Annotated in this window: 13 protein-coding genes; all 13 read right to left on the bottom strand. The window is 66.0% G+C overall.

Translation table 11 applies throughout. The annotated features are described in order from the left end of the window. Positions 1-19: 19 nt before the first annotated feature. Positions 20-367, bottom strand: coding sequence for a flagellar hook-basal body complex protein FliE (gene fliE / locus ACZ47F_RS10585; protein ID WP_464924677.1), 348 nt, complete (start codon positions 365-367; stop codon positions 20-22). Between the two features lie 74 nt (positions 368-441). Next, positions 442-1,863 carry a sigma 54-interacting transcriptional regulator gene (locus ACZ47F_RS10580; RefSeq protein WP_464924676.1) on the bottom strand — a complete coding sequence of 474 codons (1,422 nt, stop codon included), beginning with the start codon at positions 1,861-1,863 and terminating at the stop codon, positions 442-444. A 120-nt stretch (positions 1,864-1,983) separates the two neighbouring features. Next, entirely contained in the window at positions 1,984-3,084 is a 1,101-nt protein-coding gene (locus tag ACZ47F_RS10575) for a sigma-54 interaction domain-containing protein (RefSeq protein WP_464924675.1), read from the bottom strand. A 47-nt stretch (positions 3,085-3,131) separates the two neighbouring features. Beyond that, positions 3,132-3,914, bottom strand: a complete 783-nt coding sequence (locus tag ACZ47F_RS10570; RefSeq protein ID WP_464924674.1) for an SPOR domain-containing protein — start codon at positions 3,912-3,914, stop codon at positions 3,132-3,134. Further along, complete coding sequence (gene motD / locus ACZ47F_RS10565) at positions 3,911-4,783, bottom strand: flagellar motor protein MotD (RefSeq protein ID WP_464924673.1); 873 nt, start codon at positions 4,781-4,783, stop codon at positions 3,911-3,913. Before motD ends, ACZ47F_RS10570 begins: the two co-directional genes overlap by 4 nt. 28 nt (positions 4,784-4,811) lie before the next feature. Then, on the bottom strand, positions 4,812-5,417 hold the full coding sequence (locus ACZ47F_RS10560) for a PilZ domain-containing protein (protein ID WP_464924672.1): 606 nt from the start codon (positions 5,415-5,417) through the stop codon (positions 4,812-4,814). Positions 5,418-5,500: 83 nt separating this feature from the next. Then, entirely contained in the window at positions 5,501-5,902 is a 402-nt protein-coding gene (gene fliS / locus ACZ47F_RS10555; RefSeq protein WP_464924671.1) for a flagellar export chaperone FliS, read from the bottom strand. Between the two features lie 24 nt (positions 5,903-5,926). Further along, entirely contained in the window at positions 5,927-7,897 is a 1,971-nt protein-coding gene (gene fliD / locus ACZ47F_RS10550; RefSeq protein WP_464924670.1) for a flagellar filament capping protein FliD, read from the bottom strand. Positions 7,898-7,984: 87 nt separating this feature from the next. Further along, entirely contained in the window at positions 7,985-8,404 is a 420-nt protein-coding gene (locus ACZ47F_RS10545; RefSeq protein WP_464924669.1) for a hypothetical protein, read from the bottom strand. A gap of 116 nt (positions 8,405-8,520) precedes the next feature. Further along, complete coding sequence (locus ACZ47F_RS10540) at positions 8,521-9,996, bottom strand: flagellin N-terminal helical domain-containing protein (RefSeq protein ID WP_464924668.1); 1,476 nt, start codon at positions 9,994-9,996, stop codon at positions 8,521-8,523. A 245-nt stretch (positions 9,997-10,241) separates the two neighbouring features. Continuing rightward, the gene (locus tag ACZ47F_RS10535) at positions 10,242-11,330 is read right to left on the bottom strand and encodes a chemotaxis protein (RefSeq protein WP_464924667.1); all 1,089 of its coding nucleotides are present in this window, start codon (positions 11,328-11,330) and stop codon (positions 10,242-10,244) included. Then, positions 11,327-11,842, bottom strand: a complete 516-nt coding sequence (locus tag ACZ47F_RS10530) for a chemotaxis protein CheW (RefSeq protein ID WP_464924666.1) — start codon at positions 11,840-11,842, stop codon at positions 11,327-11,329. The genes ACZ47F_RS10535 and ACZ47F_RS10530 overlap by 4 nt, the downstream gene beginning before the upstream one ends. Continuing rightward, positions 11,839-12,804: a histidine kinase gene (locus tag ACZ47F_RS10525; RefSeq protein WP_464924665.1), complete on the bottom strand. Its 966-nt coding sequence runs from the start codon at positions 12,802-12,804 to the stop codon at positions 11,839-11,841. Before ACZ47F_RS10525 ends, ACZ47F_RS10530 begins: the two co-directional genes overlap by 4 nt. Positions 12,805-12,839: the final 35 nt, after the last annotated feature.

The following is a 12,839-nucleotide window of genomic DNA, read 5'->3' as shown; positions in this document are numbered from 1 at the left end:
AATTTGTCGTGAGCCGGTCTCAGGCCTGAATATTCATGATGTCCTGATACGCCGACACCAGTTTGTTGCGCACCTGAAGCGCTGCCTGGAACGACAAGCTGGCCTTTTGCGAAGCCAGCATCACATCGCTCAGGCTCACATCGCCCGCGCCCGAGACGAACTGCTGCTGCAGCGCGCTTGCCTGCAGCAGCGCGCCGTTCACGCCGTCCAGCGCGGTCTTGAGCGTGGCGGCGAAATCGGCCTGTTGCGCGGCGGCGCTGCCACCTGACATGGCGGCATTGGCAGCAACCGCATCAGGGCGCGCTGCGGCTTGCGCTGCCAGACTGCGTATCTGCGCAAGCACGCTTTGCATGGGATCGGTCTGCATGAAAGTCTCCAGCTGGGGATCGAGGGTTCATCCGGCACATGCCCCACTCAAGCAAAAGCCGTTCCACCGCGGTGTCAGGACGACTCGGGCAGACCTAATCCGGCCTCGCGCAGCTTTTGCAGCTTGTGCCGCAGGGTGCGCGGGCTAATGCCCAGGCGCTGCGCGGCGAGTGATTTCGAACCCTGGCTTTGCTGCAGAGCCGTGGCAATGAGCTGGCGCTCGCTCAGTGCCAGCTCGCTGCCCAGATCGCCCTGCGGCACGGCTGTTGGCAAGGCCGGCGGCGCGGCCCGCGCCTCGGTCTTGGGCGGGGTCGGCGCAAATAACAGATCCCCCGCGCCGATGCGCCCGCCCTGGCACAGGATGGAGGCGCGCTGCATCACGTTGTCAAGCTCTCGCACATTGCCGGGCCAGTCGTGTGCGAGCAAGGACTGGCAGGCGGCGGCATCGAGCTGCGGAACCGACGGCAGGCGAAACTGCGCCGCATGGTGCGCCAGCATGGCCTGCGCCAGCGGCAGAATGTCGTCACGGCGCTGGCGCAGCGGGGGGATCTGCAGCGGAAACACACTCAGCCGGTAATACACATCCTCGCGCAGCACGCCCTGTTTGACCGCCTGCTGCAGATCGCGGTTGCTGGTGGCGATCAGCCGCAGGTCGAGCACGATGCGTTTGCGCCCACCCAGACGCTCAATCTCGCGCTCTTGCAGCACGCGCAGCAGCTTGGCCTGCAGCGCCGGGGCCATTTCGGTGACTTCATCGAGCAGCAGGGTACCGCCCTGCGCCTGCTCGAACTTGCCCGGTGCAGACTGCCCCGCGCCAGTGAAAGCGCCCTTCTCGAAGCCAAAGAGCGTGGCTTCGAGAAGGGTTTCTGGAATCGCGGCGCAATTGATGGCGATGAAGGGCCCGGCCGCACGCGGCGACTGCGCATGGATGAAGCGCGCCATGACCTCCTTGCCGACACCGCTCTCACCCAGCAGCATCACGGTCACGTCGGTCTGCGCGGCACGGCGCGCGGTGTCAAGAATGGCGCGCATGGCCAGCGATTCGGCCACCAGGCTGTCGGTGCCCGGGCCGTGCTGCGCTGGCTTGACCGGCGCCGCGGGTTGGGGCCGCGCAGGCGCGGTGCCAGGCATCGGCAACACCGCCGCAGCGGGCACGAAGTGGCGAATACGCGCCAGCGCCTCGATCAGGTCGAGCGGGGCGCTGAGATAGTCTGCCGCGCCGGCCTGCACGGCCTGCACCGCTGCCTGCACCGAGGCATCCTGCGCAACGACCAGCACCGGCAGCCGAGGCTGGACCGCATGCAGCCGGGTGATCAGCCCCACCTCGCCGCCGCTGAGAAACACTAGATCGGGCGACCAGCCCTGCGCCATCATCTGTAACGCCGCCTCCGGCGTGTCCTGCCACTGCGCTACGCAGCCCACGGCGCGCAGACCGTCGCAGAGCGTCAGCCCCTGTGTGGCGTCAGGGTCAATCAGCAGGATGCGCGGGGAGGTCATTGGAGAAAACTTGGCACGAATGGCTCTGGACCAGGCGCCGGCCAGACGACCGGACACCGATACGTTAGCAAATCCGGGGCCTGCGCAGTGACGATTTTCCGACACGTACCACAGGCCAGATCAGTCGCGCGGTTCTGCACCCAGCCCGTATTTGCGGATTTTTTCCACCAGCGTGGTTCGGCGCAGCCCCAGATGCTGCGCTGCGTGGGCGATCACATGGCGGCTGCGTTCGAGCGCCTGCTCGATCAGGCTGCGCTCGATCTGCTCGAGATAGGCGCGCAGGTCAAGCCCTTCGGGTGGCAACACCGGCTGCCAGGCCGGCTCGGCTATCTCCTCCATCAGCGCGTGCAGCCCCTGCTGCTCGTCGTCGGTTTCCGCAGGCGGCAGCGACGCGGCCAGCCGCGCTTCGCTTGGCGCGTCCGGGCTGCTTTGCCGTATCTTGGGCGGCAGATCGGACAAACGCACGATCGAGCCGGCATGCAGGATGAGCAAGCGCTCCATCAGGTTCTGCAGCTCGCGCACATTGCCGGGCCAGTGATAGTTCAGCAAAGCCTGCGGCACACCGTCGCCCAGCCGCACCCGGCCCAGACCCTGTGCCTCCAGGCGCTGCAGGGTGTGCTCGGCAAGCTGCAAGATATCGTCGCCACGCTCACGCAGCGCAGGCACCTGCAGCGGGAACACATGCAGGCGGTAGAACAGGTCTTCACGGAACCGGCCCAGGCTGATCTGCTGCTCCAAATCACGGTGGGTGGCCGCGACGATGCGCGCCTGCGACGGCAGCACTTCGCTGCTGCCAACCCGCTCGAAGGTCCGCTCCTGCAACACCCGCAAAATCTTGACTTGCAGCGGTGGGCTCATCTCGGCGATTTCGTCGAGAAACAGCGTGCCGCGTCCGGCGAGTTCGAACCGCCCCTTGCGCACGCCGATGGCCCCGGTGAACGCGCCGCGCTCGTGGCCGAAGAGCTCGCTTTCCATCAGCTCGCCGGGAATCGCACCGCAATTGACCGCGACGAACGGCCGTCCGGCGCGCGGCGAGCAGGCGTGCACCGCACGCGCCACCAGTTCCTTGCCGGTACCCGACTCGCCGAGGATCAGCACGGTGCTGTCGGTCTGGGCGACGCGGCGGATCTGTTCGCGCAACGCGCACATCGGCGCGCTCTCGCCCAGCAGCAGATCCGTGCCGTCGGCACGGTCTGTCAGGGCGATGCGGTCATCGAACATGGCAACATTCTCGCATCCCCCGTTATTGGGGGGGGGGCCGGTCCCGCTCACGGCAGGCGGCGCAGGATGCCCTCGGTTCCAACGATCTTGTGCAATGCCGCGCGTGCGGCGCGTGCCGCGCCCGCATCGCGATAGGGCCCGACATAAAACAGACGCAGTCCCCGCACCTGCCGGGCGGCCAAACAGACTTCGGCATAACCCGCACGGTGCAGATGCTGCGCCAGGCGCTGGATGCTGCGCGGTTGACTGAAGGCACCGACCTGCACATACCAGCCGGCCGGGCCGCAATCGGGCACCGAGCGCACAGACGACACCGTTGCCGGGTGCGAGCGTTCTTTACCCTGCGCAGGCTGTGGGTGGTGCGCAACCGCGGAATGAGGCCGGAGGCGCGGTTTGACTGCTGCCTTGGGCGCGCGTTCCGCCACCGGCAGGGCGGCAGACGGCTGCGCCGACGCTGCTGCGACTGGGCGGGATGCTGGCGCAGGCGCAGGTGCTTTCTGCGGTGTGGCTACTGCAGCGGCGGCAGGCGCAGACGGCGTGCTCGCCGCGGACAGCGCCGCCATCGCCGTCGCTGCTGCGCGTTGCTGCTGCGACGCGCTTGGCACGGGCCGCGTGGGTGCAGAAGACGCGACAGCCGAGGCCAGCCGCACCGGTGCACTGGGTACGACTGATGCGGGGTGGATGATGGTGGTCGTTGTCCCGGATGGGGGCTTGCGCAGTCCGATGACGGCCCAAACGATGAGCCCGATCAGAGCCGCGACGCCCAGGACCAGAATGCCGCGGTTGAGCCAGCGCAGACGGTTTTTGATCGGTTGCAGGTCGTCGTTCAACTGGATGTTCCGGTTTTGGGCGGTGCCGCAGCGGCTGTTGCACTTGGCGGCACCACTGGGGCTGCAGCAGGCACGAGATGCGTCTGGTTCAGGTTCGCGTTGCTCAGTGGGGAGACGATGACCACGCTGACACGGCGGTTGGCCGCACGGCCCTTGGCGGTGTCATTGCTCGCGACCGGATGATATTGACCATACCCGGCAGCGACAAGCTGTTCCGGCTTGACGCCCTGGGCGATGAACATTTCCACCACCGACACCGCACGCGCCGATGACAGCGCCCAGTTGGAGCGGAACTGCGGAGTGTTGATCGGACGGTCGTCGGTGAAACCGTTGACCTGGATCGGATAGCTCACGCCTTGCAACACGCCGGCGATCTGGCTGAGCAGGTCCTTGGCCTGCGGCGTGAGTTCGGCCTGTCCCGATGCGAACAGCACGGTGTCGTGAATGTCGATCACCACGCCCAGCGGCGTCATGCGCACCTGTACATCGCCCTTGCGGATGGCGCTGGCCAGCAGCGTGTGGACCTGCTTGGCCACGGCTTCAAGGGTTTTCTGTACCTCCTGGGCAGCCGGTCCGCCGCGACCTGGCTGGATGACCTCGGGCTTTGGCGGCTTGGGCAGGGGCGGCAGATCGATGGCCGACGGCATGCTGCTGAACGGCTGGCCCATCTGGACCGGCGTCGGCGTGGTCGGCTGGCCGGTGAACGCTGCGATCAAGGTCTGCGACAGCACCTTGTACTTGCCTTCATTCAGCGAGGAGAGGGAGTACATCACCACGAAAAAGGCGAACAGCAGGGTGATGAAGTCGGCATACGACACCAGCCAGCGCTCATGGTTCTCGTGTTCTTCATGCGCCTTTTTTCGGGCCATGGTTCGTCTCGATCGGAAAGACCGGCGCTCAGGCGCCCTTGCGCTGCCGCGCCACCTGGCGGCGATGATGACGGAAGATCAGCCGGTCCAGATCGTTCTGCACCTGCTGGTCGAGGGCGTCGAGCTCCAGGGTGTGCCAGAATTGGCCGCGATCGGGAATCAGCTCGCCGATGCGACCGGGCAGCAGCAGCGGCAGTGCGATGCGGTGGCGCAGGTAAATCCGCGCCCACAGCCTGCGCCCGACATGCAGTGGCTGCTCGCTAGCCCAGCGCAGCTTGCGCGACGACAAGGCGCAGGGCCGCTCGGGCGGCAGGTTGCCCAACCCGCGCAGCGCCGCGCTGGCCATCAGCAGCAGCAGATCGACCCGGCGCTCTAGGTTCTGGATTGGGTCGGGGCGGCCATGCTCGACCTCGTGCGATACCGGCGGCTCGTCGAGCATCAGCAGCGCGCGCAGCAGGGTGGAGTTGTCGGCCATGACCTCGGCGTTTGTCTGCGGCGGGTTCAATTCGTCCACCCAGTCCAGCGGAAACACGCCGTCAAGCTGCACAGCCGCCACGGCACCGTGCAGCGCCTCGGGGTGGCTGGCAAAAAAGCGGGAATCGGGAAAATCGGTGGATGGGTGGGACGTGGACATGGCAATCTCCTGTCTTGCATTGTCCCACCGGAGCAAATGTCGGGCCAATCCGTGTCGCCACACAGGCGCCGCGCCGACAAGCGTCAGCCGGTGGCCTGGTCCAGCGCAGCAACCCACCCATCGCGCAGCGCGGTGACCACGGTACGGCAGTCGTCGATCGCCTGCAGGTCATCGAAAATGTTGGCCTGCGCCAGCCGCGCCAGCAGATAGGTGTAAACCCGCTCCAGCCGTTCGCTCACCGGCTGCTCGGCCTGGTGAGGGCCGTCGGGCAGCACGGCCAGCAGATGCTCGACCAATTGCGCGGCGCGCCCAAGCGCCTGCCCTTTGAGCGCCAGGTCCTTTGCGCCAGACTGGCGCAGCGCGGCATCGGCGCGACGCAGATATTCCAGAATGCCGTCCAAGCCGAGAACATAGAGCTTTTCTGCGGGGATGCCCTGATTCTCCACCTGGCGGTAGGCGCGCATGGCAAAGGCGGCTGCAGTCATGGTTTTCTCCGGTTGGGACGGCGGTCAGCCGCCGTTGGAATTCGAACTGGAATTGGAGCTGCTGTTCATCGGGGCGAAAAAGGCCGTGAGGTACCGCCCCACCGACTGCAGCTGCGCGACCTGGGTTTGCATGGCGTTGAACTGCTGTTGCAGCAGCGCGGTCTGCGCAGCGGCGCTGTTCTGCAGCTGGGTGATCTGCTGGTCGATGCCCTTGATGGTGTTGTTCAGCCCGCTGGTGGCGGCGGCGACAAAGCCGGTCTGGGTATTGAGCGCCTGGGTCAGGATGGCATTCATCTGCTGGTACAGACCCCGGCTGACCGTCACTGAGCCAAGGCTGCCGGTGGACTGCCCGGCCAGATTGAGCTGCAGCCCCAGCGCCGACCCCGGCCCGGTGACGGTAAGCAGCTGCCCCGCACCCGAGCCGACCTGCCCATTGACCGAGCCCACCACATCGGTGCCAGTGCCCTTGAGCAAGGTGGTGCCGATGCCGGTGCTGCCTGACGACGCCGGTTGCGTGGACACCACCGTGAAGCTCTGCGCGCTGCCAAAGCCGGACGACTGGAACTGCAGTGTGCCGTTGTCGTTGACCGCGGAAATGTTGCTCAGGCCCTGCTGGCTCAACGTGCTATTGATTGTGTTGACGATGGCGGTGATGGTGCTGCCCGAGGCGAGATTCACCGCCACGCTGGTCGCGCCCGAGGTGATGGTGAGAGTCTCGGCGCTGCTCAGCCCGCCACTGGCCACGGGATTGGCCGCAGTGACGGTGGCCTGTGTGGCATTGGAGACGACATTGATCGCATAGGTGCCCGGCTGGGTGTCGCTGCCAGCACCGACGAACTGCACATTGGCATTCGTCGTCGTGCCCACTTGGCCGAACAACCCGGCAACAGCGTTGTAATTGGTCTGCAGCGCGTTGCTGAGTGCGCCGGAGTTCAGCACCAGTGTGCCGTCCTGCGCTAGGCTGATGCCCACCGCACCGAGCGAGGTATAAGCGCTGCCTGGTGTGGTGCCCACGCCTTGCCCGCTGATCAGGTTGAGCAGCTGGGTGCGCAAGGACTGGATGCCGGCATTGCCGATCAACGGGCCGTTCTGGCTGGCAGTACCGCTCGAACTTGCTCCCCCGTTGAACGCGGTGAGCTGGTTCAGCGTGCCCATGGTGGTATTGAAGGCGCTGACGAAGCTCTGCACCGATGTGACAAAGGCGCTGGTGTCGTTAGTCACGGTCAGCGTGGTCGAGCCGCTAGCCTGCAGCAGGTTCAGGCTCACCCCGGGAATCGCGCCGCTGACTGTGTTGGTCGCGCTGGTCACGGCAAGTCCGTTGATGCTCACCGAGGCGTTCTGCGCTGCCTGACTCTGGGTCATGCCGCCCGAGGTGCTTGGGCTGTAGCTCAGCGCGGCGAGCGATCCTGTCGCTCCGCTGACGCTCACCGTGAAGGCATTGGCCGCGCCAGTATTGTTTCCGGTGAGAGTTAGCCGATAACCGCTGCCATCGAAAATGACTGCTGCACTCACCCCGCCCTTGGCCTGGTTGATCGCCGCAGCAATGCCGTTGAGTGTGTTATTGCTGCTGTCGATGGTGATGTTGGTTACCGCGCCGCTGCCCACCTGGATCTGCAGCGTGCCGGTACCCACTGCGGTGTTGGTGGCCGAGGCGAAGTCCTGCGAGTAGATGCTCTGCGCCTGCGCCAGCACGATATTGCTCAGTGAATAGGTGCCCAGTGGCGCATTGGCGCTGGCAGTGGCCGACACCACGCTCGAATTGCTCAGGCTCACCGTGCGGTTGTTCAGCTGGGTGACGTTTTGCAGACTCGCCACCGTGGACTGCAGGCTGGACAGACTGCTTTGCACCGAGCCCCATGCACTGAGCGTGGACTGATACGACTGCTGCTGTTTTTGCAGCAGGGTGATGGGCTGCTGGTACGCGGCAGACAGCGAGCTGATCAACGACTGCACATTGATTCCGCTGACCAAGCCCGAAATGGATACTGACGACATGCTGAACTCCGAACGCGCGATCGCTTGTCAGGCTTAACGACACGCCCGCGCCACACTGTAGGGCCCAGAGCGCATCGCCGCAGGCCCTCAGGCCTTATCCTGCAGCAGGCTGCCAGGCGCGACGACGGTCGAATCCCCCCCGGGTGCGGCCACCTTGGCCAACTGCTCGGCGGGAATGTAATAGCGCACGAACACTTGCTGCGTGATCCTGTCCTTGAGCTCGACCAGCAACTGCCCCGGATGCATTCCATCCGGGTTGAGCCCGGTGGTCAGCGCAACCGACGGTGCCTGCTGGCTCACCTGTTTTTGCAAAACGCTGGTGGCCTGCTCCAACGCCGCTGGGCCCACTGCAGGCGGGCCAACCGGGGGGATGGCACCTGCGCCAACCGCAGCACCAGGTGGCGGCAGAGCAGATGCCGCGGCTGCCGACGCGACAGCAACCGTCTTCGGCGCCTGCGGCCGCACCGCAGCAAGGGCAGACCGTCCCTGTACATTTTGAACGTCCATGATGCCTCCAAATCAGGCAGATGACACGCCACACAACGGCTTGCAGCAGATGGCAAAACCCCCGGGACACCTGACGGCGGCCCGGGGAAACGCCCTGGAGAAGCGATCAAGCCAAATTACGGCAGCAGCTTGAGGTAGCTCTGTTGCAGCGAGTTGGCCTGCGCCAGGGTGGAGATGCCCGCCTGCTGCAGGATCTGATACTTCGACAGCTGTGTGGTCGCCTGGGCGATATTGGCATCCTGCACTACGGACTGTGCAGCCTGCAGATTGGTCGCAGTGGTCTGCACGTTCTGCACCGAGGCCTGAATCCGGTTCTGGATCGCACCCAGCGCACCACCTTGCTGGTTCAGGGTGTTGATCGCCTGGTCGATGATCGCAATCGCCTGGTTCGCACCCTGGACCGACGACACATCAACCGTCGAGACCGCAGCGAGTGTGCTGATGTTGCTCAGACCGATGGCCACGCCATTACCCAGCGAGTAGCCCTGGGTCGATTGCAGCTGAGTGAAGCCCTGCACCAGTGCGGTTGCCGCGCCGCTGGACACCGTCGTCCCGCCTGCCGACAAGGTGGCCGTGCCGGTGAAGTTGGTGATGGAGATGTTGTCCCCTTGGCTCTGGGTCAGTACCAACTGGTTGTTGGAGTTCACGCTTGCCGCAATGCCGGTCTGCGCGGTCGCGTTGTTGATGGCTGCCACCAGGCCACTCAGCCCGGTCGGGTCGAGGCTGGTGACGTTGGCCGAGATGTTCACGGCATTGGTCTGATTGGCCGTGGTGCCGTTGCCGATGGTGAAGCTGATGCTGCCCGTGGCCACGGTAAATGCCACGCTGGTGTTGGCCGTGGCGGTGACCCCGGTATGCTGGCTGATTGCGTTGAATGCCGCCGCAATGCTCTGCGCAGATTCGGTTGCGGTCACGGCAACACCGCTGGCGCCGGCAGAACCTGACACCGTAACGGTCCCGGCGGTGAACGCGCCTGCGCCTGAGGTGATGGTGAAGGCCTGCCCCAGCGCGTAACCGTTGCTGGCGGCCGCACCCGTGGTGCTGTAGATCGTGCCGCTGGTGCCCATCACGTTGTTACCGATGGCGTTGGAGTTCGCGTTGGACACCGAGACGTTGATGATCTGGTTGGCATTGGCGCCGACCTGGAACTGCTGGCCGCTGAAGGTGCCGTCGAGCAGGTTCTGCCCGTTGAACTGCGTTTGCGTGGCAATGGTCTGGACTTGCGCAAGCAGCTGCGAGACCACGCCCTGCAGCGAGGCCCGGTCCTGCGAGGTGTTTGAACCGTTGGCCGACTGCACCGCGATGGTGCGGATCTGCTGCAGCAGATTGGTTTCGTTCTGCAGCGCGCCGGTAGCGGTCTGCACCAGCGAGATTGCTTGGTTGCCGTTGGACACCGCCTGGTTTAGCCCGTTGATCTGGGTCTGAAAGCGCTGCGAAATAGCGTAGCCTGCCGGATTGTCGGCCGGGCCGTTGATCTGCTTGCCGGTGGAGAGCTGCTGGATGTAGGTGCTCAGGCTGCTGGACGTGCTGTTGAGCGCGTTGAGGGTGTTGAGCGAGTTGACGTTGGTGTTGATGATGCCGGTAATGGCCATGATGGAGCTCCTTTGCTATGGGGAAATCCGGCATCCGTGCCGAATACGGACAACCCTGTCCGCACTCAGCATGACGGCACACATGCCACGGACTTTAGGGCAACACTGAACAAGTCCCTTGCGCACGCGCATCCGGGGCCTGCGGGTGGTCTGCGGCTCGGCCCCGGATGCCTTGGCTGGGCGTTTGTCTTGGTGTGCGACCTGCCTTCCCCTTGTCACAGCCCAGGGTGCATCTTCACCACCGCTCATGCGGGACGGCCGTCAGCAGATCGTTGCGCCGCGGCCTGCAGGGACAGTCGTGCCCGGCCAAGTTGTTGCCGCAGCGCCTCGCATTGTTGCTGGTGCTGCCTCAGCATGACCACCCACTGCGCATGCTGCGCTGCCGCAGATTGCGCGGCCGCGCCAATCGCGTCTGCCATGTGCTCGATTTGCGCCACGGTCGTGTCGGTCGCGGGCGCCATCGCTGGCAGTAGCAGAGCAGCCGAAGGGTCAGGGACTTGCGTCGCTTCGGCCAGCTGCGCTGCGCCCGCCAGCAGCGCATCCAGATCCGCCTCGGTCTGATCGATCCAGGCCGGGTCCGCCTGACCAGAGCCGTGCAGATGGGCCAGTTGCAAGCGCAGGTTCAGTCCGAACAGCTGCAAATCCGCCGCGGTCTGTGCCAGCCTGTTTTCGTGCTCGCGCAGCACGGCGCGGGCCGCTGTCGCAGCGTCGGCTTGCTGCTGTGCGGCAGCGTCGCGTGCCTTGATTTGCCCAGTGAGCGCAGACAGCATGGGCAGCAAATCCTGGGCGGCATCGGCCAGGCCGATGGCCGCGTCCGGCATGGAGCAGGCCGCCGCAGCAGACTCCAGCGCGGTCACGGCCTGCATCGCCTGCTGCATCTGCTGCCGCAGGAAGGCCGCTTCGGCCTGTGCCTGATCTGCCTGCCGCTGCCACGCCTGGGTCTGCAAGCGCTCGGCAGAAAGGGCCGACTGCAGGGCATTGATCTGCGCCTGCAGCGGTGCAAGGCGCTGCGCCGTATCGTCTGGTGCGTCGGGTCTGGGCAGAGGCGCTGCGGCGTCGATCAACGACCACCAGCCCGGATCGAGGCCAGCACGCGCCGACCCGGCCCCCATGGCGGCTGCGCGCAACGCCTGCTGCACCTGCAGCAGATCCAGCCGCCAAGCCAGCCCGAACAACAGTGCCAACAGCAACAACAGCAACGCCCCGCCCGCCCAGGCCGCAAACCACAGCGCAGGCTGCTCTGGGGCGAACCACGCCAGCGCCAGCAGCCCGCCGCTCCACCCCGCCGCCGCCAGGCAGAGCAGCAGCAGTCTGCGCTGGAGGTGGCGATTCATCGCTGCGCCTCCCTCACAGCGGCGCGCAATCGCTCACAGCACAGCTGCCACAGCGCCACCACGTCGAACACGGCAATCGGCTGCGCTTGCACGCCGGTGGGCGCGCAGTCCACAGCGTCCAGGCCGTGCAGCAGGCCACTGAGCGCATTCCATGGCGGCGGCAGGCCCGGCAGGATGGGTGCCCAGTGGCGTGTGAGCGTGGTGGGAGACAGGCGGACCAAGTGCCCGACATTCTCGACCACCAGGGCGCCGGCATGTTGCGCCTGGGCCCAGACCAGAAAACGCGCATCCCCTCCAGCCAGACAGGGCTTGCGCAACAGGCAGGCGCCGAGGTCGAGCACCAGCAGCGGCCGCCCCTGCCATGCCATCAAGCTCGGCCCGGGAGCAGCCTCGGGCGCCCACGGCAGCGGTTTGAGCTGCGGCACACGCAAAACCTCTCGCACCACCTCGGCCTCCAGCGCATATATCTGGCCGCCTAGGCGAAATTGGAGCCAGGTCGCCGCTGGCTTCATGCGTGCTCCCTTGGCTGCAACCGCCGCGCATCGAGCAGCAGGACAGGTTGGGCATGCGACGGCTGACCGGGCCACGCTGCCGCCCGCACACCACAGCGCGCTTGCACCGCAGCGGGCAAGGGCCAGAACCGCAGCGACTGCGCGGTGCCGACCGCGTCGACCCGCAGGCCGAACGGAAGGGCTTGCGGCTCGGTTCTCAGCATCAGCACCGGGCCGACCCCGGCGGCCGTTGCGCCCGGCAGCGCCCAGCGTGCGGCGAGATCGCAGGTCGGCACCGCGATGTCGTCGTGCAGCACCAAGGTGTGGTGCTGCGGGCCGACCCATTGCGGCGTCTGCGCACCGTAAATGGCTATCACCCAGGATGCCGGCACCGCGACCACCCAGGCGCCGACCTGTGCGGTTTGGACCGCGATCTCGCCGTCCTCCTGCTGCACCTCCGAGACAGGCTCAGGCTCAGGCTCAGGCTCAGGCTCAGGCTCAGGCTCAGGCTCAGGCTCAGGCTCAGGCTCAGGCTCAGGCTCAGGCTCAGGCTCAGGCGCTGGCGCTGGCGCTGGCGCGGACGCGGACGCGGCTGCAGTCGCGTGCTCAGGCCCGGATGCCTGATGAATCGTGGTCGAAGCCGTGGCCAAGGGCTGCGGCGGCATCTGGGTCGAATCTGCCTGTACTGGGTCGTCCCGGATGCCGAGCTGCCGCTGCAGCCCGTCGATCACCGGGCGTAACACGTCCCACTGCAGCTTGCCCCCCGATGCGATCAGCGGCAGTTGCCGCAGCAAATCCTGCTCGCCCTGACGACACAGCGCGCTGACGGCATCGAGGCGCAGAAAGTCGGCGCCGATGCGAATGCCGCGCAGCGCTTCGGCCGCGTTGCCTAGCGCCTGCAAGGTGTCCTCACGCTGTGCCTGCGGTTGCAGACCGTGGATGAACAGCCGCAGGAATCCCTCCGCATCAACGCGAAAAGCCACCAAAAGGTCCTGCGCGCTGGCGTGGCGCAGGCCGC

The sequence above is a fragment of the Thiomonas islandica genome, from assembly GCF_055383445.1.
This window is presented reverse-complemented; position numbering and strand designations above follow the sequence as displayed.